General features: G+C 48.5%; 17 protein-coding genes and 1 pseudogene. 4 read left to right on the forward strand and 14 right to left on the reverse strand.

The genetic code is table 11. The features are described from left to right. Window positions 1-93: 93 nt before the first annotated feature. From A4V09_RS16445 to A4V09_RS16475, 7 genes and pseudogenes are all read right to left on the reverse strand, one after another. Window positions 94-537: pseudogene (locus A4V09_RS16445) on the reverse strand (reverse transcriptase domain-containing protein); the annotation flags it as partial. A gap of 82 nt (window positions 538-619) precedes the next feature. Then, window positions 620-3,076, reverse strand: coding sequence for a GH39 family glycosyl hydrolase (locus A4V09_RS16450; protein ID WP_065543298.1), 2,457 nt, complete (start codon window positions 3,074-3,076; stop codon window positions 620-622). Window positions 3,077-3,143: 67 nt separating this feature from the next. After that, window positions 3,144-4,412 (reverse strand): M18 family aminopeptidase, encoded by a 1,269-nt coding sequence (locus A4V09_RS16455; RefSeq protein ID WP_065543299.1) that lies wholly within the window; start codon window positions 4,410-4,412, stop codon window positions 3,144-3,146. 170 nt (window positions 4,413-4,582) lie between these two features. Continuing rightward, window positions 4,583-6,001 carry an APC family permease gene (locus A4V09_RS16460; RefSeq protein ID WP_065543300.1) on the reverse strand — a complete coding sequence of 473 codons (1,419 nt, stop codon included), beginning with the start codon at window positions 5,999-6,001 and terminating at the stop codon, window positions 4,583-4,585. Window positions 6,002-6,096: 95 nt separating this feature from the next. Further along, window positions 6,097-8,406, reverse strand: coding sequence for a xanthine dehydrogenase family protein molybdopterin-binding subunit (locus tag A4V09_RS16465; protein ID WP_065543301.1), 2,310 nt, complete (start codon window positions 8,404-8,406; stop codon window positions 6,097-6,099). Beyond that, entirely contained in the window at window positions 8,403-8,882 is a 480-nt protein-coding gene (locus A4V09_RS16470; RefSeq protein WP_065543302.1) for a (2Fe-2S)-binding protein, read from the reverse strand. The genes A4V09_RS16465 and A4V09_RS16470 overlap by 4 nt, the downstream gene beginning before the upstream one ends. Further along, window positions 8,872-9,690: an FAD binding domain-containing protein gene (locus A4V09_RS16475; RefSeq protein ID WP_065544831.1), complete on the reverse strand. Its 819-nt coding sequence runs from the start codon at window positions 9,688-9,690 to the stop codon at window positions 8,872-8,874. Before A4V09_RS16475 ends, A4V09_RS16470 begins: the two co-directional genes overlap by 11 nt. Window positions 9,691-10,110: 420 nt before the next feature. Between A4V09_RS16475 and A4V09_RS16480 the strand changes: the two genes are divergently transcribed. Together A4V09_RS16480 and A4V09_RS16485 are read left to right on the forward strand one after the other, a co-directional pair. Then, window positions 10,111-11,478, forward strand: coding sequence for an MATE family efflux transporter (locus A4V09_RS16480; RefSeq protein ID WP_065543303.1), 1,368 nt, complete (start codon window positions 10,111-10,113; stop codon window positions 11,476-11,478). Window positions 11,479-11,554: 76 nt separating this feature from the next. Next, the gene (locus A4V09_RS16485) at window positions 11,555-12,202 is read left to right on the forward strand and encodes an SH3 domain-containing protein (protein ID WP_065543304.1); all 648 of its coding nucleotides are present in this window, start codon (window positions 11,555-11,557) and stop codon (window positions 12,200-12,202) included. A gap of 103 nt (window positions 12,203-12,305) precedes the next feature. Here A4V09_RS16485 and larB read toward each other — a convergent pair whose 3' ends face one another. The 3 genes from larB to A4V09_RS16500 form a co-directional block, all read right to left on the reverse strand. Continuing rightward, window positions 12,306-13,052 carry a nickel pincer cofactor biosynthesis protein LarB gene (gene larB, locus A4V09_RS16490; protein WP_065543305.1) on the reverse strand — a complete coding sequence of 249 codons (747 nt, stop codon included), beginning with the start codon at window positions 13,050-13,052 and terminating at the stop codon, window positions 12,306-12,308. A gap of 184 nt (window positions 13,053-13,236) precedes the next feature. Next, entirely contained in the window at window positions 13,237-14,244 is a 1,008-nt protein-coding gene (gene asnA, locus A4V09_RS16495) for an aspartate--ammonia ligase (protein ID WP_065543306.1), read from the reverse strand. A 227-nt stretch (window positions 14,245-14,471) separates the two neighbouring features. Then, window positions 14,472-15,845 carry an MATE family efflux transporter gene (locus A4V09_RS16500; protein WP_065543307.1) on the reverse strand — a complete coding sequence of 458 codons (1,374 nt, stop codon included), beginning with the start codon at window positions 15,843-15,845 and terminating at the stop codon, window positions 14,472-14,474. Between the two features lie 12 nt (window positions 15,846-15,857). Here A4V09_RS16500 and A4V09_RS26855 point away from each other — a divergent pair, with 12 nt between their 5' ends. Beyond that, window positions 15,858-16,001, forward strand: coding sequence for a DUF6783 domain-containing protein (locus A4V09_RS26855; RefSeq protein WP_408606765.1), 144 nt, complete (start codon window positions 15,858-15,860; stop codon window positions 15,999-16,001). A gap of 49 nt (window positions 16,002-16,050) precedes the next feature. Here A4V09_RS26855 and arfA read toward each other — a convergent pair whose 3' ends face one another. The 4 genes from arfA to A4V09_RS16520 all read right to left on the reverse strand — a co-directional run bounded on the left by arfA (window position 16,051) and on the right by A4V09_RS16520 (window position 20,996). Continuing rightward, window positions 16,051-17,565: an arabinosylfuranosidase ArfA gene (gene arfA, locus A4V09_RS16505; protein WP_065543308.1), complete on the reverse strand. Its 1,515-nt coding sequence runs from the start codon at window positions 17,563-17,565 to the stop codon at window positions 16,051-16,053. 150 nt (window positions 17,566-17,715) lie between these two features. Further along, on the reverse strand, window positions 17,716-18,597 hold the full coding sequence (locus A4V09_RS16510) for a carbohydrate ABC transporter permease (RefSeq protein WP_274537175.1): 882 nt from the start codon (window positions 18,595-18,597) through the stop codon (window positions 17,716-17,718). Between the two features lie 2 nt (window positions 18,598-18,599). After that, entirely contained in the window at window positions 18,600-19,499 is a 900-nt protein-coding gene (locus A4V09_RS16515) for a carbohydrate ABC transporter permease (RefSeq protein ID WP_065543309.1), read from the reverse strand. Window positions 19,500-19,583: 84 nt separating this feature from the next. Further along, window positions 19,584-20,996 carry an ABC transporter substrate-binding protein gene (locus tag A4V09_RS16520; RefSeq protein ID WP_065543310.1) on the reverse strand — a complete coding sequence of 471 codons (1,413 nt, stop codon included), beginning with the start codon at window positions 20,994-20,996 and terminating at the stop codon, window positions 19,584-19,586. A gap of 463 nt (window positions 20,997-21,459) precedes the next feature. Here A4V09_RS16520 and A4V09_RS16525 point away from each other — a divergent pair, with 463 nt between their 5' ends. Continuing rightward, complete coding sequence (locus tag A4V09_RS16525; protein ID WP_065543311.1) at window positions 21,460-22,380, forward strand: ArsR/SmtB family transcription factor; 921 nt, start codon at window positions 21,460-21,462, stop codon at window positions 22,378-22,380. Window positions 22,381-22,396 lie beyond the last annotated feature (16 nt).

A 22,396-nucleotide genomic window follows, 5' to 3' on the forward strand; every position in this document is an offset into this window, starting at 1 on the left:
TCCGCACAATCTCCCGCTCAACGATCCAGTTTCATCATGCATGGCGTTTGTCTTTTCCGCGTCAGCGGTTTCCTCCGGTCTTTTTAACAGCAATCAACCTATATAAATAAAGCATCCAAACAGGATAAAGGCAATCGGGTAAGCTTCTTTTTTGGTACTGCAATGAACCACTCCATCATCTGCGTATTTTTCAAACGGAGCTTTTGGAAAGTTCCTTTTCATCCACATATCAAAGACATAGTGCAGGAACTTATTTGCCAGTATCGGACGAATGACACCTCCTTGTGGTGTTCCAGACTTCCTTTCAATCCTGCTTCCATCCGGCAGTACAAAAGGACTTTTGAGCCATCTTTCAATGTACATACATATCCAGGACTCCTTTACGTGTCTGCGTACCACTCTCATTAACAATTCATGGTGGATATTGTCAAATAGTCCTTTTACATCCAGCTCTATAACATAGTCATATTTCCAGCATCTTTTCCTCGTCGTCTCAACCGCATCTAATGCAGATTTGTGTGGTCTGTATCCATAAGAATCTTCGCAAAACTTTCACCCACTGGCAACCTGCGCCGCCAGGCGTACAAAAAATAAAAAGACCGGGAAAATTCCAGTCTTTTTATCTCTTATTTATGCATATCAACCTGATTTCATGTGGTTCCAGAAGTGCAGAAAAATCAAGTCTTCCTGTATCCATGACCTGAAACCGCCCGTACTGATACCTGGGCACTGCCAGTCTCTCCAGATATTCCCTCTGACGCTCTGTGAACTCCTTGGGGGCTCCCAGGCTCATCCACAGATCATAGCTGCTGCCGTATTCCCGGTTCACCACATAGCTTTCCATATCATAGCTGCCCTCCTCCAATTTCTGCAGATGGATCCGGAAACTGAGCCCACCCTCATCGCGGAAACTGTAATACCTGTCAAAGGTCCTCTGTTCCTCCTCGGGGATCTGGGACGTGATCCGGGTCTGTCTGTCGTAGTGACAATAATGATACAGCAGAATCCTAATGCGGCGGCAGTCCCTGGAACGGGTAACCGTATAACCGCTCCCTGATTCCACTAAAATCTCCTCCAGCCCGTTCAGCATACTATAGGCCTGATAACCTGCCTTCGGAAGATTCTGATAGGTGATAAGGCCGTACCCTCCATGAAATACATTTGGGTTCGCAAAGAGCTTCTCAGAATAATCGGTAAGATAATTAAAGCCCAGAGCCTTCACAGACCCGGCATTTTCCAGTACATTCTTGACAATAAATGCCGCCTTGAAGCAGGTGTCATTTCCCAAATCTCTCTGCCATATAGTGGAATTCCAACTGTTGAGCACAATTGGCAGCCCCGCCCCTCCATTTGCATCCAAAATCTTACGAACTGCTTTTATCTCTTTTGACAGGATATCCGGGTCTTTGCTGACCGGTATGGGCTCCCTGCTTACATTTCCCTCCTGCGAAGAGATCCTGATTTCTGTTTCCCTCTTATCAATCCCTCTGTAATCACTGTGAAAACACTGGAAACTGAACTCATCCGGCATACAGTCATGTTCCGCACAGTATTTTACAAAATGCTGCAGCGTGCTGTCACCCGGCTGTGTGACTGCCCCTGTATCCAGCCCAAAGGCGGAGATACAAGCCTCCGGCAGGATACGCCGGATCGCTCTGGCTGTATAGCAGTAATAATCCAGATATTCCTTTTCGGAAAACACACCGTAAAAGGAATACACCGCGGGGGATGGGGAAAACCTCCATTCTTTGACCTCCAGAATCCCATACCGCTCTATCAGATGCCGCATGACCCCTTCTATCAAAAACACCCATCGCTCCTGATAAGAAGGCAGATTAATACATGACGTTCCGAAAATGTTAGTGATATGGGACACCAGCTTTTTAGGTGTATAGCCAAGCTCGATCCATGGTTTTATGCCTATGGACCTCTCGAAGTCAAAAATCATATCAATATAAGTAAAGTTCAGATAAGGAGTCCCGTCCGGCTTCTCGTGATAGACATCCATACTGTCATCCAGAATACCATGGGTGAACAGGTAGCAAAATCCAATCTCCTCCCTGGCCCTGCGAACCGCACTGCGCACCGGTTCCAGCATAAGGTCCCTGGCCCAGCCCACACTGGCGGCCTCTCTGTGGCAGAGAACACAGGGGGTATTCCCCTTTTTCACATCAATCTCCAGCTGCAGAGGCTCCTCGATCCGCTTATTCAGCGGCTGCAGCTCCCCTGCATACTGAATATGCCGAAACAGACTTATATAGGACACCCCGTCGGGGGATTCCTGCAGTTCCCCCTCTTTCACCGCTTCTGATTTTTGTTTTCTGAAAACTCCCGGCGTACATCCATACTGCCGCTTGAAACCCTCGATCATTGTATTCGTATTGGAAAAACCGCAGGCCAACGCCACATCTGTTATGGAGGCAGAGGACTGTAACAGCATATATGCAGCTTTGCTCAAACGCAGATTTCTCAGATAATCTGAAAAAGCCATACTTGTCAGTCTCTGAAATTCTCTGGATAAATGACTCTGGGAAAGATAAAAATGAGAGGCCAATTCCTGCAGTGACATCTCTTCCGCATAATGTTTTCCAATATAGAGCAGAACTTCTCTTATACGCTCTGTCCCTGCCCCGCCCCGTGTTCCTTTTTCTTCCTTCTTCTCAAACTGCTGCTTTAAGATTCCCAAAAGCCCCAACAGCTCGCTTAAGATATACAGGCGCCGTTCCCCCCGGCTCTGCCTGTGATCCCTGAAGATCAACGCCAGCTTGACCCGAAGAAGTCCAAACCACTCCTCCTGTTCCGGCTGCAGGTTGCTGATACACCGAATATTCCCAACCTGCGCCTGCAGCATAACTTCCAGGGAAATATAGGCTGACAACGTGTGGCTGCCTGCTTCCCGGTACAGTTCGTGATGCTGGAAACTATTGAAAACCACAAGGGCTTCCGGTCCCATCACAAAATTCTCTCCTTCCGTCATCACAGCCACTCTGCCTGACAGAACATACAGGATTTCCACCTCTTCATGGAAATGGGGTGTACCTAAGTCACAGTCCAGCTCAAAACGAATCTCATCCATAGATGATCTCTCCCTTCATCCTGGCGGTTTAGTGGTATCAGCTAGTATTCCGTGCCTCAGCAGACCATTATTTAAAGAATTTTTCAGCAGCCTGAATCAGATAGCGGGTATCCTTCACCCCTGCCGTCTCGTAAGGAGAGTGCATAGCAAGCTGCGGAAGACCGATATCCACAGCGTTTAATGCCACTTTTGTATTGGAAATGTTTCCAAGCGTGGAGCCTCCCAGAATATCGGAACGGTTTGTAAATGTCTGGAAAGGCACACCTGCCTCCCTGCATAAATCTTTGAAAATGGCTGCGGAAACACCGTCGGTACAGTATTTCTGGTTTGCGCTGTGTTTGATCACAATTCCCTGGTTCATATAAGGGCGGTTCACCGGGTCTGCCACTTCCTTGTGGTTTGGATGGACTGCATGGGCATTGTCCGCGGAGAGCATAAAGCTCTTTGCAAGCCCTCTCAGATACTCCTCATAAGACAGTCCCAGACACTCATTTACACGTACCAGTGTATCATAAAGGAATGTGGAAGCCGCGCCCTGCTTGGTTCCGCTTCCCACTTCCTCATTGTCCAACACACAGTGCACTGCCACATACTCTTTCTTATCTCCCTTTAAAAATCCCTGAAGAGAAGAGAAAGCACACTGCAGGTCATCCAGACGTGAGGAGGATACAAATTCTTCATTAGCTCCCCAGATACTTCCCTTTACACGGTTATACAGGAAAATATCATGTCCTAAAATGTCTTCCTCCTTCACCCCCGCGTTCTCTGCGATCGTCCTCATAAAGGTATCTTTAGAAGAGATATCGCCGTACAGGGGAAGCATGTCCACCTGCGCATTATATTTATACCCGTCATTGACTTCCCGGTTCATATGGATAGCCAGATTGGGAATCATCAGAAGGTCCCTGTCCACATCCACAAGCTTTGTAACAAAAGCGTCTCCCTCTTTTACGATCACTCTGCCGGCTACGGAAAGGGGACGATCAAACCAGGGAGCGCAGAGCATACCGCCGTAGCGCTCCACATTGAGCTTCACATACTTTTTATCCACTTCCATCTCCGGATTTTCCTTGATCTTGAAGGTGGGGGAGTCGCTGTGGCTGGCCATGATGCGATATCCCGCAAATCCTGTCTCCGGGATGGTAAATGCCACGATGGAGGAGTCATTTCTGGTGACAAAGTATCTGCCTCCCTCTGTGATCTCCCATTTATCTTCCTCTTTCAGCTCCGCAAAACCGTCTGCCAAAAGAATTTCTTTCATATTTTTAACCGCGTGAAAACAACTTGGGCTTTTCTCAATAAAAGCCAGAAGCTGTTCTGCTGTTTCTCTGTACATAAAATTTTCCTCCTTAAGTGCTGCCCGCTGATGGGGCTTATTATCTTCTATTGTACCTGTCCGGCCTCATTCTGCCAACAGGGATTTTATACAACAAACGCCCGGCTGCCGTTTGGCAGCCAGACGCTCTTTCGGCAGTGGTATGTGTTGCCACATACCCCTGCGGTTATTTATGCCTGCCCCTTTGCTTTGGAACGTTTTGCGATCTGGGGCATAATGAATCCCAGTCCGATCAGTACGAAGGGAGTCACAATGTTCAGCACAAACTGGAAGGTATCCTCAGAGTATATACCCAGAATACACGCAAATGCGGTGAACAGGAAACACCATGCTCCCAAAATAACGCCTAAGGTCCTGTTCTTCACAAAACGGTACTGAGCCGGGAATCTCTCCCCTGCTTTTTTCAGGGCAATGTACGCCACAAACACCCACAGGTAACGCAGAGGCATACAAACCGAGTTCACCTTTACCAGCCAGCGCACCAGGGTATCCACGCTTCCGATACCAATGGCCGGAACAATGATCAGAATGGACACAATGATCATGACCAGCTTGTGGCCGTTTGTATAGGTGCCGTGTTTATTCTGTTTGAACATGGACGCAGGAATGAAATTGTCATCCGCATTGTCAAGCAGCATACGGAGGGGCGCGTCGATGGAGATGATCATAACCGTAAACTGTCCGATCAGGTTACAGACCGCATATACCACCACAAAGAAGTTGCCCAGCCCGTAATACTCTCCCAGGGTCTGGAAGGCATAGTAGGCACCATTTGTCATAAGGTCTTCCGGAATGTTGTTGGAGTCAAACATCATACCCATGGCAACGGTTCCCAGCATAGCGCAGACGGCAACCATGACAGCCAGGGCGATCATACCCTTTGAGAAATCCTTCGCAGGGTTCTTAGTCTTGTTAACATACGGAGAAATCTTCTCACATCCGCCCACGGCAAATACTAAAATGGACAGGTTCAGTAAAAACTTTGCATCAAAAGACGGCATGAAGGTCTTCACAGACCAATCTATATCCAGTACATTTGCATGAGTGATAGCCGGAGCTGCCAGCATCATGACCACAAACAACAGGGACATGATAAACATGGTGGAGCCTGCCAGTGTGGAAAGCTTTTTCAGCACATTGATCCCCTTGGATGCCACCCAGACGGCAAACAGGAACAATACCAGACATAAAACCTGCAGGACTCTTGTGTTCATGGAACTGATCCGGTTATCCCTGAAGATCGCCCAGCTTGCTGCAATAAAGGAAGCACTTGGCTTCTGGGAAATATAAGGCATGTGGACGATCCAGTATGTCCATCCGGCCATGTAAGCCATTCTGGGGCTTATCGTCTCCAGAATCCAGGAACTGACACCGCCGCCTGCATCCTTGAAGGCACTGCCCAGCTCGCCTACCATCAGTGCATATGGCACAAAATATATGGCAAATATGATCACCCAGGATATAATTGCCTTTAATCCGCCGTACTCTGAGAATCCATTGATCACATTTCCGAATCCCCAAACAGCGGAAAATGCCATAAACGCAAGGCTGTACCACAAGATTTTCTTTTCACTTTCTTGTTGTTTCATTTTCTACCTCTCCTTGATTTTTTCTCCCGGGTTTTATCAGTCTCTCCGGGAATCGCCAGCCTGTTCAAGGTACCAAAACAACTGTCTAAATATCGTCAAAATCCGCCTTTTTTGCAATTATCAAAATCAATTCCTGCAATTCCCATGGCTACTTTTTCCGGTGTGATGGGCATCTCAGAAACCCTCACCCCTGTGGCGTTGCAGACTGCCGCCGCGATAGCCGGACAGGGGGTGTCAATCACGATCTCACCGATGGATTTAGCGCCGAAAGGATGGCTTCCTTCAAAGCTGCTCTCAAAATCCACACGAATCTTACCCACATCGAGACGTGTGGGGATCTTATACTGCATCAGGGAGTTGTTCAGCATCTGTCCACGCTGGCTGTACTGGATATCCTCAAAAAGAGCCATACCGATCCCCTGGGCAATACCGCCCTCTGTCTGCACTCTGGCAAGGTGGGGATTGATGGGTGTCCCGCAGTCCACAACTGCCACATAATCAATCATTTCCACAGCTCCGGTCTCCCGGTCCACTTCCACTTCTGCCATGCCTACCATAAACGGCGGCGGGGAGATGGAGGAGGAGGCATTTTCCGTTACCTGAAGGGAATTATTGTTGCCGAAAGTCCCACGGATACCGATCTCTTCCAGACTGACCGCTGCACTTCCGTCTTTTCTGCACACTTTGCTGCCGTCAAATTCTGTGTCCTCCCTGGATGTCTCCAGCATTTCAGCGCCCAGGCTCCAGATACGCTCCCTGAGATTTTCACACGCCTTCACCACTGCTTTTCCCGCAAGATATGTGGTAGCCGATGCGTATGAACCGGAATCATATGGGGATATATCGGTATCCACCCCAAACACTACAATATTGTCAAACTCTGTTCCAAGGGTATCTGCTGCCATCTGGGAGAGCACGGTATCACAGCCGGTCCCCATATCCGTAGCGCCCAGACTCAGGGTGTAGGATCCGTCCTCATTCAGCTTCACAGAGGCACCTCCCACATCCACACACGCGATGGAGGAGCCCTGCATAGCCATGGCAACGCCCACGCCGCGGACTTTACCGTTCTCCATCACCCTGCAGGGATATTTTTCATCCCATCCAAGCATCTCTTTAGCTCTTTTCATACAGCGGTCCAGGGCACAGCTTGTCACCTCTGTGCCGCCGTCGTATCCGATAAACCTGCCGCCCTCTTTTGTCATATTTTTCTCACGCAGCACAACCGGGTCCATATGCAGCTTTTCCGCCAGCTCGTTCACGGCTGACTCCACCGCAAAAATACCCTGTGTGGCTCCGTATCCTCTGTAAGCTCCGGCTGACATCTGGTTCGTATAGACCACATCGTACACAAAACGGTATGCTTCAGTGTTCCGGTAAAGGGCAATGGATTTGTGCCCGGACAGTCCCACCGTTGTAGGGCCGTGCTCACCGAACGCACCTGTATTTGACAGCGTGTACACATCAATGGCCCGGATGGTGCCTTCCTTATCCGCACCGATACGGACCTTTAATTCCATCTCATGGCGGGGTGAGGAACAGATTTGGGACTCATAGCGTGAAAAAATCATCTTTGCCGGCTTCCCTGTTTTCACGGTCACGATGGCAGGATAGACCTCCGCCACCACTGTCTGCTTTGCACCGAAGCCGCCGCCAATACGTGGTTTGATGACACGGACTTTGGACGCTCCGATTCCCAGTGCACGTCCCAGGATCCTTCTCACATGAAAGGGCACCTGGGTGGAAGACACAATATTCAGCCTTCCGAAATGATCCATGTAAGTATAGCTGCGGAAGGTCTCCATCATTGCCTGCTGGTTGGCCTTTGTGTGATATGTCCGCTCCACCACACAGTCGCAGTCTGCCAGGATCTGCTCCACATCCCCGGTGCCCTCCTCCGCGTGGGCACATAGATTCCGTTTCTTGTCCGCCCCCACAGGAAAACGTGACTCCCAGTTGTCCTCTGGATGGATACAGACCCCATTGTCCTTTGCTTTATGAAAATCCAGGACAGGCTCCAGCACTTTGTATTTCACCTTGATCATTTTCAGCGCACGGTCCACGGCTTTTTCCGTCTCCCCCGCAACAATGGCAGCGGCGTCTCCCACAAAGCGCATTCTCTGGTCCAGGATCAGCCTGTCATAAGGGCTGAATTCCGGGTAAGTCTGCCCAGCCATGGTAAACCTGTCCCTGGGCACATCCTCATATGTGAGAACACAGGCAATTCCCGGAACTCTCATAGCATTGTCAGTCTTAATTTCCTCTATCCACGCATGGGCATGGGGGCTTCGCAGCACCTTCACTATGAGACAGTCCTTGGGTGCCAGATCATCTGTATACACCGGCTGACCGGTAACAAGAGCCATAGCATCTTTTTTTCTCACCGGTTTGTTTACATAACTCATCTGTCACAGCCTCCTTCCCTCTGTTCCTTCTTATATTTTAAAAATGCCAGGATACTTCTTGTCTGCCCCATAAACCCGGAACAGCGGCAGAGGTTGCCGGACAGGTACTCGGCAATCTCCTCTTCTGTGGGGTCCTGGATCTCCTCCAGCATAGCAAAGACATTCATAATAAACCCCGGATTGCAGAATCCGCACTGCTCTGCCCCCTGGTCCGCCAAAAAGGAACCGAACTCCTCCGCTTCTTTCTGCATTCCCTCAAGGGTCATGATCTCACATCCGTCTGCGCGCACCGCCAGCATACTGCAGGACAGCACCGGCTTTTTATCCATCCATACCGTACACAAACCACAGTTGGCAGTCTCGCATCCCCGTTTCACACTATAACAGCCCTTCTCCCGCAGAAGGTCCAGAAGCAGCAGATCCGGCGCAGCCTCTGTCTGTACTTTTTTTCCGTTTAAAGTAAATTTAATTTCCATTTCCCATACCTCCTGCTGCCAGCAGCGCTCTCTTTGCCAGAACGCGGACCAGATGGGTCCTGTATTCCTTTGAAGCCCGCATATTGCTACCTGTGGTTATGGTTTTGGCCGCCTTCTCTGCCAGCAGCTCTGCCTGTCTGTTCCACTCCCTGGGACTCATGTTTCCATTGTTCACAGGGGTTTCTGCTGCCTCTTTCATAAGAACTGCCCTGCCTGGTCTTGCTCCGATGGAAAGCCGCATACCTTCCTCGTCGAGACATACCGCACAGGCCAGAACAGGGAAATCTGTGCTGGCATTCCTCTGGCTCAAATACACAGAACTCTGTGCATGTTTCTTAACAATGATATTCACCAGAATATCCCTGTCCGCCTTCCTCTTTGTAAACTCTTCCATGGAGATCCTGCCGCCCCTGAACAGCTCCACATAAGAATCCAGCGCCAAAAACATAGTGAGCACATCCGAAAATCCAAATCTGCCATAAATGCTGCCGCCCACAGTTGCACAATTTCTAAACTGCACACCCACAATGTGCCGCAGGCTCTCCCGCACTGCTCCGTCCGTATAAGTGTTTATCCCGGCATGTGTCTCCAGAGTCCGCAGGGAGGTCATACAGCCAATCACAAATTCATCCTCTGTCTCTTTCACTGTGTCCAGTCCAAGTCCCGACAGATCAATGGCAGTCCCCACACTTCGGTTCATCATCTTCATCCAGACCATTCCCCCAAGCACGCGGGATGATTTTTTCCGGTTCAGCTCATAGGCTTCTTCCAGACTGTTCACCTTCACATACTCTTTAATCTTAAGCATAATCCATTCCTCTCCGTTTTTGGGCAGCCTGCATGGATTCATATGAATCGCTCAAAAAAACACTGCTGATGCAGTGCTCCCAAAAGTCAACCTATCAATAGCCAAATTATAGAAAGCCTCTTTTCAGCCGTAACTGTTCATACAACCAAACGGTTACTTTGGACCTTCTTTGAGGAAATTATAACATAGGCTGTTTACGAGGTGCAAGCTGTTTTACCGCTCCCCTGCAAATTCCAGCATGACCGGCAGTGTTTCGCCACGCGCACAAATGGAAATCATGAAATACAGATGACAAATTACTGCTTTTTCTTTATAATGGAATCGTGATGTAAAAAATTACCGGCAGCCCGCAGAACTTCCACATAAGAATATCTGCGGTTCTGCCATCATAATAATAGAGACGAAAGGATACTTAAAACCATGAAACAGACAACTGACCTGGGCAGGGACAAGGTGTGGGTGCTGGTCCTCAAACTGGCCGTGCCCTCCATGATCGCCCAGTTCGTAACTGTGCTCTACAGCATCATTGACAGAATGTTCATTGGCAACATTCCCAAAATCGGGGATTTGGCACTGGCAGGCGTGGGAATATGCGGACCTATTGTCACCCTCCTCACCTCCTTTGGAACCCTCATAGGACTGGGAGGCTCTATCCTCATGTCCATGCGCCTGGGCGCCGGGCGGAAGAAGCAGGCACAGTCCATACTGGCCCACAGCTTTGCCATGCTGATGGTCTTCTCCGCTTTGCTGACCTTCCTTTTTCTCCTGACGAAAAAATATCTTCTGCTTTGGTTTGGGGCAAGTGCCGCAACCTTTGTATACGCGGATACCTACCTCACCATCTACACCGCAGGAACCTTTTTTTCACTCATGGCAATCGGGCTGAACTATTTTATCACCTGCCAGGGATTTCCCGGTGTGGGAATGACCACCGTGCTGATAGGGGCTGTCACCAACATGATCCTGGACCCGGTCTTTATCTTTGTTCTGCATATGGATGTGGCAGGCGCGGCCATCGCCACCGTCATTGCACAGTTTGCCTCCTGCGCCTTTGCCTTCTGCTTCCTCATAGGCAAAAAGGTTCCCATCAAGATAACATTATTCAGGAAACCGGCCTGGTCCCCCATGATCATAAAACGGATCCTGGTGCTGGGCGTCTCCCCGTTCCTGATCCTGGCCACTGACAGCGTTATCATTATTGTCTTAAATGCCATGCTGCAGAAGTACGGCGGCCCCGGCGAGGGCGATACGCTCATCACCTGCGCCACCATTGTGCAGAGTTACATGATGCTTATCACAGGCCCCATGCTGGGAATATCCAGCGGAACACAGGCCATACTCAGCTACAATTACGGTGCCAAGGCTGTGGACAGAGTGAAAAAAGCGGAAAAATATATTCTGCTGCTGTGTCTTTGCTTTACAACCGTGATGTTTGTGCTCTCCAGAGTCGTTCCGGGGTACTTTATCAGGATCTTTACAGATGAACCGTCTCTGGTCTCTCTCTCCACATGGGGAATTGGCGTATTTACAATGCTGATCATTCCCCTCAGCTTCCAGTATGTATTTGTGGATGGATTTACAGCACTTGGGCTTTCCAGAACTGCACTGTTCCTCTCCATGTTCCGAAAAGGGGATTATATGCTCTTTACCATTTTTCTTCCTATCTTTTTCGGAGCCAAAAGCGCATTTTATGCTCAGCCAATCGCAGATGGGATCGCCTCTGTTATGGCGGTTGCGGCATTCCTACTCTTTTTCAAAAAACATTTGGAAAAACGTCTCAGCCAATAAGACTTTAGAAAAACTTTCGTTGACATTTTACCGAAATACTTTAAAATATTAGAAAATGGGAAAGGGGATATAAGGAATGAAAGACAAACTGAAATATCTTCTCCTGCTGCTGCTGTCTGTCCTGTGTCTGACTGTGCTTAACGCCTGCGGCAAGGATGACAGCGCCGCGGAAGAAGAGGCTGCACTGGATTCTGTGTCTGCTTCCATGGATGGTACCGTGACGGCCTTTACCGGAAAAGAAATCAGTGTGATCACTTCAGATAATGAAAAACTGACTTTTGATATGACGAAAGCTGAACTTGACTGTAAAAACGGAATTATTCCCGGCAACAAAGTGACGCTGATCTATGTAGGTCCCCTGGATGGGACGGATACCGGTAAGGTGCGGCTTAGAAAGATCATCACAACAGACGATAATGCGGGACTGCTGCCAACAGACGGAACAAAAGTGATTTCACCCAGCGGCGATGCGGAAGGATTCCATTCCGGCAAGGCCGGATACGATGAGCCGGATTCCGGCACTGAGGTGGAGGAGAAGACAGAGACTGTCACAGTGAAAAGCCCTGTAAATGTAAGGGCAGACGCTGCAAGCCAGGCGGAAGTCCTTGGGGTTCTGCAGGGCGGCGCCACCGTGACACGGACCGGGATCTGCGATAACGGATGGCACAGGATCGTCTATGAAGGGGAAACAGGATATGTGTGGGGAGAATATCTCTCAGATTAACACGAATACGCTCCGTTACTTTTTCTTCAGAAATATGTCATCATGAAAGAAACCGGGAAGACCTGCAATCTTCCCGGTTTCTTTTACGCCTGTACTGTATCATCTATTTTCTGCATATCAATCGGTTGATCTGGGCACCCATGTACCCTCCGCCGAAACCATTGTCTATATTTACCACGGATATTCCCTCCGCGCAGGAATTCAGCATGGTGAGAAGGGCTGACAGGCCGCCGAAGTTGGCCCCATAGCCAATGGAGGTGGGGACTGCTATGACCGGAACCTCCACAAGGCCTGCAACCACACCGGCCAGGGCGCCTTCCATTCCGGCCACTGCCACAATGGCGTTTGCATGGCGCAGGCGGTCCTGCTGCGAGAGAAGGCGGTGGATTCCGGCTACACCTACATCGTAGATACGCTCCACGCTGGCGCCGAAATATTCCGCTGTTCTGGCAGCCTCCTCAGCCACCGGAATATCGGATGTGCCGCCAGTACAGACCGCCACGCATCCCTCCTTCACAGCCCCTTCTTTCTCAATGACAAGTATATGGGAGAGGGGGTCATACTGAACCTGGGGGAGCACTTCTTTCACGGCAAGATACTGGTCCTCCCTGGCCCTGGTGCCCAGAACACAGCCGTCCTGCTGATAAAAATGCTGGTAAATGCCTACCAGATGGTCTGTGGCCTTGCCGGAGCAGAATACCACCTCCCCAAAACCGGAACGGACTTTGCGGTGGTGGTCCAGCTTGGCATAGCCCAGATCCTCATAAGGAAGCTTCTTCAGCATCCCCTCCGCATCCTCCATGGACATCTCTCCGTTTTTCACCTGTTGCAATATTTCCTGTATCTCCATATAGTACCTTTCCTCTTTGTGCTTGATCTGTCCTATATATCCTGCAAGATGTAAGATGTGAACAGTTACTCATTTCTCTGTATCAGTACGGTATATTGTAACCATACACTCCCCTCACAGATACAGGCAAGCCCCATGCAGAATCGCTTTGGGCCCTGGGAACTTTGCCTGGCTGCGGAATCCTTTATAAAATTTCAACTCCTGCTTCACCGCAGGCAGTCAGGGTGGCTTCATCCCAGATGGAGGACTGTACCTCACCCACATGTATTTTCTTCAGAAGGAGCATACACACTCTGGACTGGCCAATGCCTCCGCCGATGGTCAGGGGCAATTCGTTATTTAAAAGCATTTTATGGAAAGTCAGCTCCCTTCTCTGGCTGCAGCCGGCTTTTTCAAGCTGTTCGCTCAAAGTTTTTGCATCCACACGGATTCCCATGGAAGAGATCTCCATAGCACACTGGAGCGGCTCATGCCAGAACAAAAGGTCGCCGTTCAACTTCCAGTCATCATAGTCCGGCGCACGCCCGTCGTGTTTTTCCCCTGATTTCAGCAGATCACCAATCTGCATGATGAAAATAGTTTTCTTCTCTTTTGCGTAGGCATTCTCCCTCTCTTTCGGAGTCAGGTCGGGATACTTATCCTCCAGTTCCTGGGAAGTGATAAAGGATACCTCACGGCACAGCTCTGTGTCCAGAATCTCATAATGGTACTTCACCTCTTCCAGCGCATTACAGATGGAATTAACGATCCTGGTCACAGTATCCTTCAGGTAATCTATGGTCCTGTCCTCTGCTGTGATGATCTTCTCCCAGTCCCACTGGTCCACGTAAGCGGAATGCAGGTTGTCAAGCTCCTCGTCCCTGCGGATGGCATTCATATCGCAGAGGATTCCTTTTCCTACATGGAAATCGTAGCGGTAAAGAGCCATGCGTTTCCATTTTGCCAGGGAATGCACCACCTGGGCGTTCATATCTGCATCCGGGATGTCAAATGTTACAGGGCGCTCCACACCGTTCAGATCATCATTCAGACCGGAAGCCGGATCTACGAAAACCGGCGCTGTCACTCTTTTCAGATTTAAAGCCAAACATAGTTTTTTCTGCATCAGATTCTTGATGATACCAATCGCTTCCTGTGTCTCATAACTGGATAAGCATGATTGATAGTTCTCTGGTATTGTTACTTTTCCCATGTCTCTTTCCTCCCTTTTTTATGTTCTATGGAATGTCTTGTTACCTGCGGATTTTTTACAGCAGACATCTGTCTGTTTTTGGCGGATAACAACTGTTTTTTATTTTATTATAAAAAAGCAGTGTTGTAAATAACCAATTCCGCCAGAGCGTGTCTGAAAATTGCTTTCGGCAAGCTGTGCGCGTCCCCATGAGGGAGGCGCAGCGGGCTGCGTTGACCGAATTGGGGTCAAATATTCCGCGAAGTGAGGCATGACACACTCTGATCCAGCCGCCTGATCCGCTTTCTGTACGCCACTACGAGGATGACCATAGCGCCCAGCCAGGCACCTGTCTCGGCAAAATAAATACCTTCTTTTCCTATTAAAAGAGGCAGCAGCAGAGCAATGAGGATTCTCATGACCAGCTCTGCAATCCCGGAGCACATGGGAATGAGCGTGTCACCCATGCCCTGCAGGGCAGAGCGGTAGATGTGGAGCAGATAAAGGATGATCAGCGTTGCCCCCATGACCGCCAGATAATTATATGCAATGGTCAGCACCTCTGATGCATTGGATGCCCCTTGGGAGATAAATATTTTCAGAATGCTGCGCCCGAAAAGAAGGAGGACCGCACCGATCGCCACCGCGATCCCTACGGATATTTTGACTGAGGCACGCACACCTTCCCTGATCCTGCCGTATTCCCCCGCGCCCAGATTCTGCCCCACAAAAGAGGATGTGGCGTAGCCGAAGGAGACTGCCGCCAGCTCCAGAAGGCCGTACAGCTTATTGGTAGCTGTAAAACCGGCCACGTATAAAAGGCCGAATCCGTTGATGACATACTGGATGACAATGCCGCCGAAACCGATGATCACATTTTGGAAAGCCACGGGAATCCCAAGGCCCAGCAGGTGCTTTGCCATATCCCAGTCCCATTTCCAGTCTGCCCGCTCTATGTTCCAGATACCGTATTTTTTCAGTTGGATAAAGCAGATGGTGCCGGAGCACACCTGGGCCAGCACGGTTCCCAGGGCAGCCCCCTCCACTCCCCAGTGAAATACCAGGACAAAGATAAGGTCCAATATAATATTCACAGCGGAGGCACCTATCATGGCCCGAAGGGGCGTCCGGCTGTCCCCCATGGCACGGAGGATCCCGGAACAGAGGTTGTAAAGCGCCGTTGCCACAAGTCCGAACATGAGGATCTGCAGATAATTGTAGGCCTGCTGCCGAATGTTTGACGGTACACGCAGCATGTCAAGCAGTCCTGACAGATTGCCGATAAAGAGTGCCATGATAAGCAGGGTGATCAGACTCCCGGTCCACACAGACATGGCCACTGCTTTCTTCAGACGTTTTTCATCTTTCGCTCCGAAGCACTGGGCGATCAGCACGGAAAAACCCTGGGCCACGCCTGTGATCCCGCCCATGGCAGTAAAACTAAGCCAGTCCGATGTCCCCAGGGCAGCCAGGGCTTCCACCCCTACTCCCCTGCCTACGATCACACTGTCCATTACGGTATATAGCTGCTGGAATACATTTCCCAGCATGAGGGGAAGGGCAAAGGATACAATGATACCTGCCGGCTTCCCCCTTGTCATATCTATTGTCTTTTGTTTCATTTCAATTTCCCCTTGTATAAATGTTCAGCATGCCGGACCTGCGCGCCAAAGTGTGGCGTGCAGATTGTCGGAATGGATTTTCAGACACACTCTAAAGTGCAGCCGTCTGCGGCGCTCTTCCACTGCATCCGGTACAAAAAAACGCACAGCCTGTAGTGATGTATTATATCACTTTTACAGGCTGTGCGGTAGATATTATTCGCTGCTATTTTCCAAGACGGATCACATTCCAGGATGCTTTTTTCAGTACACTGGTGATGATGCCGCCGTCCAGTTTGCTGCGGTCATCCGCATTTACGGGGGCTACCCTTTCCATTCCAAGACCGTTTACTGCTTTCAGGTCCTCATTTTCCAGAACAATGTGCTCCAGGATCCGGTATCCCTCAAAGCTTCTTACATCTGACTGAAGCTCCACGTCTTCCTCCAGATTACGGTTCACGGCAAAGATGGTCACCTCATCTGCCTCCTCATTGTAGACAGCTACGGACTCCACGTCTGTGATCTCATCGTGATTTGCTGTGGCATGTTTTGTGCTGTTCATAACCGGCAGAAGTGCCTCGCCGCGTCCGTATTTGGAAGCGTGCATGAACGGATAGAAAATGGTCTGTTTCCAGGCACCGCCTGCCGCATCTGTCATAATGGGGGCGATCACATTTACAAGCTGCGCAAGACATGCCATTTTCACACGGTCCGCGTGCTTGATCAAAGTGATGAGCATCAGGCCTACAAGCAGGGCATCCTCAAAGTTGTAGATGTCCTCCAGCATAGGCGGTGCCACCTGCCACGGATGGTTTTCCGTGATATCATCATCCGCTGCATTGGAGTGGAACCACACATTCCATTCGTCAAAGCTCAGATTCATGACCTTTTTGCTGCGTTTTTTAGCTTTCACATAGTCGCAGGTGGAGATGATAGTGCGGATAAAGTCATCCATATCATCAGACTGGGCCAGATAATCATTGCTGTCATTGTCCCTGTTGCCGTAATACTGGTGCATGGAAATGTAATCCACATAATCATATGTATGGGACAGTGTCACTGCCTCCCAGTCCGGGAAGGTGGGCATATCCCGGTTGGAGCTTCCGCAGGATACCAGTTCAATGCTGGGGTCAATGAGCCGCATAGCCTTTGCCGTTTCCTCAGCCAGACGTCCGTACTCTTCCATGGTCTTGTGGCCAATCTGCCACGGACCGTCCATCTCATTGCCCAGGCACCATACTTTAATGTTGTGCGGATCTTTTACGCCGTGGCTGACACGCAGGTCACTGTATTTTGTCCCTGAAGGGTGGTTGCAGTATTCCAGCAGATTGCAGGCATCGGAGATCCCTCTTGTGCCCAGGTTCACTGCCATCATCACCTCTGAACTCACCTGTTTTGCCCATTTTGAAAATTCATTGAGGCCAACCTCATTTTTCTCCAGGCTTCTCCAGGCCAGCTCCAGACGGTGAGGGCGCTTGGCAACAGGGCCTACGGAATCTTCCCAGTAAAAATTGGATACAAAATTACCGCCCGGATAGCGGATGATGGGCACATCCAGCTCTTTTACAAGCTGTATCACGTCCTGACGGAACCCGTCTTTGTCCGCCGCCGGATGTCCCGGCTGATAAATGCCTTCGTACACGGCACGTCCCAGATGCTCAATGAAGGAACCATAAATTCTTTTGTCTACAGGTGCGATACGAAATTCCTTATCCAGCACCATTTTTGCGCGTCTGCTCATAATGAAAAACCTCCGGTTTTCTATACTCTTTTTCTTTTATTATACTAGTTGTATGGTCATATCAACAAGTTGTTGATAATAAAACCGCAAAAGCTTTTCCGCATCCTTCCATGCGTCCGGCTTTTGCGGCAGTCAGGCTTCGGTCCCACATCAGCCCTTAACAGCGCCTGTCGTAAGACCTTCTATAAAATATCTCTGGAAGCAAAGGAATATGACAAATATAGGAATAATCGCAAACATAGACCCAGCGATCAGCACATCATAGTTGTTGCCATAAGGTGTGAGCAGTGTATTCAAGCCAATGGGCAGCGTAAATTTGTCAGCATCCCGGAAAATCATCATAGGCCACAGCATATTATTCCATGCCCCCATAGCACAGAGGATCGTCATGGCTGCAAACGCCGGTTTTGTAATAGGAAGCATAATCTTAAAACAGATCCCGTATTCTGTAGCCCCGTCAATTCTTCCTGCATCCAGCAGTTCTTTTGGCAGGCCGATCATATACTGCCGGAAGAAAAACACCGTGGACGCACCGCATATACCGGGCAATATAACACCTGCGGAAGTATTCATCAGTTTCAGATCGATCATTTCCTGATACAGCGGAAGCATAAGGATTTCAAATGGCACCATCATAGTGGCTATTACCAGGAAAAAAAGAACATTTTTCAACTTAAACTCATACATGGAGAGCCCATACGCTACCAGATAACAGATGAGCAGTGTCAGCACCACGGTCACAACCGTCAGTACCAAACTGTTCTTGAACCACATAAAATATTTTTTGGAATCTGCGTTCCCGGAAAACAGGTATGTATAATTGCTGAGCGTCATAGATGAAAAATCAAGATTAACGCTGAGGCCTCTCCGGATCAATTCTCGCCCGGGCCTGAAAGACGCCAGAACTCCCGCGATCAGGGGAAACACCACGATAAATCCCAATACCGCAAAAAAAGCAGTTGATATCACGGATAGGATCGTATTCTTCTTTTTCATACCCATCTTACTTTTCTCAGAGGAAACTGCACTCATGATCATCTCTCCTCCTTCTTAAATGTGCCATTTAATATTAACTGTACAAAGTTGATAATAAGTGCAATCACCAAAAGCACCACACCAACCGCTGCTGCATATCCCATCTGATTTCTCTCAATCCCCCTCTTGTACAAATACCCTACAATAGTAAGGCCGATATTTTTCGGTGAGGAGTTTCCGTTCCACAACATGAATGATTCCAGGAACATTGCCAGTCCGGCATATACACTGATCGTCAAAACATAAATTGATGTGGGTTTTAAAAGAGGCAGTGTCACATAACGGAATTTCTGCCAGGAATTAGCGCCGTCAATATCCGCCGACTCATACAGGGCGCCATCAATTCCTTTAAGGCCCGACACAAAATAGAGCATATTGACTCCGGTCCACCGCCAGCAGGCCAGGATCAATAGGGCGATCATACCCGTTGTCCCATTTTTCAGCCAGGCTACAGGCGCTTTTCCCAACAATTCCATCAGCACATTCATTTGTCCTGTGGAATACTCAGAGAACATCAGACGGAACAAAGTACCTGAAATCACCACACTGGTCAAAGCCGGTATGTAAAGAATGGCTTTCCACAGGCCCTTTGCCTTCACCAGACGGCTGTCCATCAGCACAGCAAAAAGCATGGGAAACGGAATCAGCAGAAGCAGCGTTCCGATCATGTATGTGGCACTGTTCTTCAGCGCAATATGAAATGCACTGTCACGCAGCAGTTTTGTATAGTTGGAAATCCCTACCCACTCAATCTGTCCCGGTTTTATGGACTGGAAGCTCATCTTAAATGCGCTAAACAGCGGATATATCCAGAATATGGCGAAACTCAGAATGAATGGCAATACGAACACCCATGGAGCGGCCTTCTGGGAATAGAAGAATTTCTTAAATTTTCTCATATATTCATCTCCCTCTTGAAAAACTACCCGGAGTGAAACCACTCCGGGCAATTTTCTGTTTCGTTACGATCACCCTGATTTACATCAGTTTATATCCTGCTCCAAATCAACGTAATCCTGCGCATCCTGGATCGCCTCTTTCACATCCATACCATCCTGAAGCACATTGTTCAGGGTAGTTGTGCACATGTAGTCACCTAATGTAAACGTATTTTCATTTACGGTAATAGCTGCAATCTCATCTTTTACCTCATTCAGAACATCGAATGGGTTTGTCTTAAAGAATGCAATGAACTTGTTGCTGGTATCCTGTGTAATGCTTGTATCTTCCCATACTGCAGTGTTGCAGACATCAAATCCAAGGTTCTCCCAGATTCCCTTACAGCCTTCTTCTGAGCATTTTGCATAGGCGATAAAGTCTGCTGCCAGTTCCGGATCAGAGGACTGGTTGGTCACAACTGTACCTGTACCGCCGATACCAACGGAACGAGGCTGTCCCTCTTCAAATACCGGGCAGGGAGCCATAGCCCATTTGCCGGATTCCTCAGGCATGTAATCCAGGAAACGGCTCATATACCATAAAGCTTTCGGGAAAGAAGCAATGTTGCCGTCCAGAATGTTCTGGAATCCCGCTTCCAGATCAACATGTCCGTCCGGAGAAACCATAGCCAGTTCATCGTCCAGCCATCCCTGCTGCATGGTAAGCATTTTCTCCATGGATTCCGGAATCACAGCTTTGCCGTCCTTATCCACCTGATCATCACCATACTCAGCCATTGCCAGCCACATCCAGTCTGTACCGCCTGTATCCACAGAAGTCATCTTCACCTCGCCGTTTGATGCCTCTTTCAATGTCTCTGCAGCTGCAGTATAGTCATCCCAGGTCTTAATTGTTGTATAGTCAACTCCGTACTGTGATAACAGTTCATCGTTATAGAACATAACAGTAGCACCAACATGAGTAGGAGCGCCATAGTAATTGTCATCTTTGGAATAGATATCAAAACGTGACTGCACCAAATCTCCCATATAAGGCTCAAGAGCATCATTCAGCGGATAAAGCTGTACTTCACCCTGAAGGAAGTTGGGGAACTGGCCTCTCTCAATATCGCACAGATCCGGCGCACCTTCCCCTGTCTGAAGCGCCATGATCATCTTGTTGTGCATATCAGCAAATGGATATGTAGTGAAGGTCATCTGAATCTGTCTGTCAGGATTTTCCTCATTCCATTTTTCCAGCATCTGTGCGTAGAACGTGTTGTGCAGTTCGACGAAAGACCACATCTCCATCTTTGTTCCTGAATCTGGTCCTACTGTGGTAACTGCTTCCGGCTCTGCTTCGCCGTCTTCCCCTTCCGCATCTGCCCCTGCGTCCTGTGTATCCTCTGCGCCTGCGCCGTCTGTCCCCGCAGAACTTGCCTTATCTCCTCCGCATCCGGCCAGGAGACTTACTGCCATAGTTGTAACCAATAATGCACTGACTAATTTCTTCTTCATACCTTAACCTCCTAAATCTTTTGCAAACATTTGAATTACTTTTTATTTTCCAAAAATAAACATAGTAAACAAAAATCCATTCCTATTTTGTACCACTAATGCACTCGCGAGTGTACATATTGCACATTTTTCTGTGTTTTTATACCGGTTTATGTTCACATTGTATAATATCCTTTATATTTTTGTCAATATTTATTTATGTAAAGCCAAAATTAGTTTACATTTTTTTTTAATACCCCCTTTATGTTTTATCTTTTGCTAAACAATATCTCCGCAAAATACGAGATTCATTTTAGAAAAGCCCTTAGTTGTTTCATATTATATTGACTTTTTTAATTTAAAGGATATAATACTTTATATAATTCTAAAATTTAAAGCCGTAAAAAAGAGGGCCTTTTTCTTTTAACTTGTATGGTCGTCGATACATCTATTTATTTTTACGCACAAGACTGGAGGAACGCAAATGCTGCACATTAAATCACTAGAAGAAGGACTGAATATTTTCAAAGCCCTTGGCTCTGAAATAAGAGTTGAAATCATCAAGATTCTGCTTAAAAGCGATGGCATGAACATGAACGAGCTTGCTCAACACCTGAAAATCACCAACGGTGCCCTCACCAGCCATATCCGGAAGCTGGAAGAAGCAGGTCTGATCTCTGTCGTAAACGAAACCGCATCCCATGGGAACCAGAAAAAATGCTCGGTGCTCCTGGATAAAATATTGATCGACTTTGAACCGCAGACAGAAAATGCCAACATCTTTAATGCTTCCGTCAAAGTGGGCCATTACTCCGATTTCCAGGTAACTCCCACCTGCGGCCTGGCCTCTGCCACCAATATGATAGGGGAGATGGATGATGTCCGTTATTTCGCTCATCCGGACCATTATGAGGCGGATATTCTCTGGTTCACGCAGGGATATGTTGAGTATATGATTCCCAATTTCATCCCGCCGGCACAGAAAATTGACCAAATTGCCATCTCTATGGAAATCTGCTCGGAAGCCCCCAGCTTTAATCCCAACTGGCCCTCCGATATTTCTTTCTATCTGAATGACGTCAAGATCGGTTCCTGGATATCTCCCGGAGATTTCGGAGATGTTCCAGGCACCTTCACACCTACCTGGTGGCTGTCCAGCCTGAATCAATATGGTCTGCTGAAGTTCCTGGTCATCAATGACAAAGGAACCTTCATAGATGGAAAACAGATTTCTGATGTGGGAATCCGCAGCTTCAACCTCACGTCTCAAAGCCTGCTGCGGCTGAAGCTGGCAGTAGAAAAAGATGCAAAGCATGTGGGTGGACTGACTATCTTCGGCAAAAATTTTGGAAATTACAGTCAGGATATTGATGTACAGATTTCGTATAGCGCCATAGAAGGATAAAATCTGAATGTCCGCT

The organism is Blautia pseudococcoides (assembly GCF_001689125.2).
Classification (GTDB): domain Bacteria; phylum Bacillota; class Clostridia; order Lachnospirales; family Lachnospiraceae; genus Blautia; species Blautia pseudococcoides.

What these genes read in the sequence shown, in the direction of transcription:
- A4V09_RS16450 (WP_065543298.1), bottom strand. Translation starts at nt 3,076, where the DNA reads ATGGATGAGATTCGTTTTGAGCTGGACTGTGACTTAGGTACACCCCAT.
- A4V09_RS16455 (WP_065543299.1), bottom strand. Translation starts at nt 4,412, where the DNA reads ATGTACAGAGAAACAGCAGAACAGCTTCTGGCTTTTATTGAGAAAAGC.
- A4V09_RS16460 (WP_065543300.1), bottom strand. Translation starts at nt 6,001, where the DNA reads ATGAAACAACAAGAAAGTGAAAAGAAAATCTTGTGGTACAGCCTTGCG.
- A4V09_RS16465 (WP_065543301.1), bottom strand. Translation starts at nt 8,406, where the DNA reads ATGAGTTATGTAAACAAACCGGTGAGAAAAAAAGATGCTATGGCTCTT.
- A4V09_RS16470 (WP_065543302.1), bottom strand. Translation starts at nt 8,882, where the DNA reads ATGGAAATTAAATTTACTTTAAACGGAAAAAAAGTACAGACAGAGGCT.
- A4V09_RS16475 (WP_065544831.1), bottom strand. Translation starts at nt 9,690, where the DNA reads ATGCTTAAGATTAAAGAGTATGTGAAGGTGAACAGTCTGGAAGAAGCC.
- A4V09_RS16480 (WP_065543303.1), top strand. Translation starts at nt 10,111, where the DNA reads ATGAAACAGACAACTGACCTGGGCAGGGACAAGGTGTGGGTGCTGGTC.
- A4V09_RS16485 (WP_065543304.1), top strand. Translation starts at nt 11,555, where the DNA reads ATGAAAGACAAACTGAAATATCTTCTCCTGCTGCTGCTGTCTGTCCTG.
- larB (WP_065543305.1), bottom strand. Translation starts at nt 13,052, where the DNA reads ATGGAGATACAGGAAATATTGCAACAGGTGAAAAACGGAGAGATGTCC.
- asnA (WP_065543306.1), bottom strand. Translation starts at nt 14,244, where the DNA reads ATGGGAAAAGTAACAATACCAGAGAACTATCAATCATGCTTATCCAGT.
- A4V09_RS16500 (WP_065543307.1), bottom strand. Translation starts at nt 15,845, where the DNA reads ATGAAACAAAAGACAATAGATATGACAAGGGGGAAGCCGGCAGGTATC.
- arfA (WP_065543308.1), bottom strand. Translation starts at nt 17,565, where the DNA reads ATGAGCAGACGCGCAAAAATGGTGCTGGATAAGGAATTTCGTATCGCA.
- A4V09_RS16510 (WP_274537175.1), bottom strand. Translation starts at nt 18,597, where the DNA reads ATGAGTGCAGTTTCCTCTGAGAAAAGTAAGATGGGTATGAAAAAGAAG.
- A4V09_RS16515 (WP_065543309.1), bottom strand. Translation starts at nt 19,499, where the DNA reads ATGAGAAAATTTAAGAAATTCTTCTATTCCCAGAAGGCCGCTCCATGG.
- A4V09_RS16520 (WP_065543310.1), bottom strand. Translation starts at nt 20,996, where the DNA reads ATGAAGAAGAAATTAGTCAGTGCATTATTGGTTACAACTATGGCAGTA.
- A4V09_RS16525 (WP_065543311.1), top strand. Translation starts at nt 21,460, where the DNA reads ATGCTGCACATTAAATCACTAGAAGAAGGACTGAATATTTTCAAAGCC.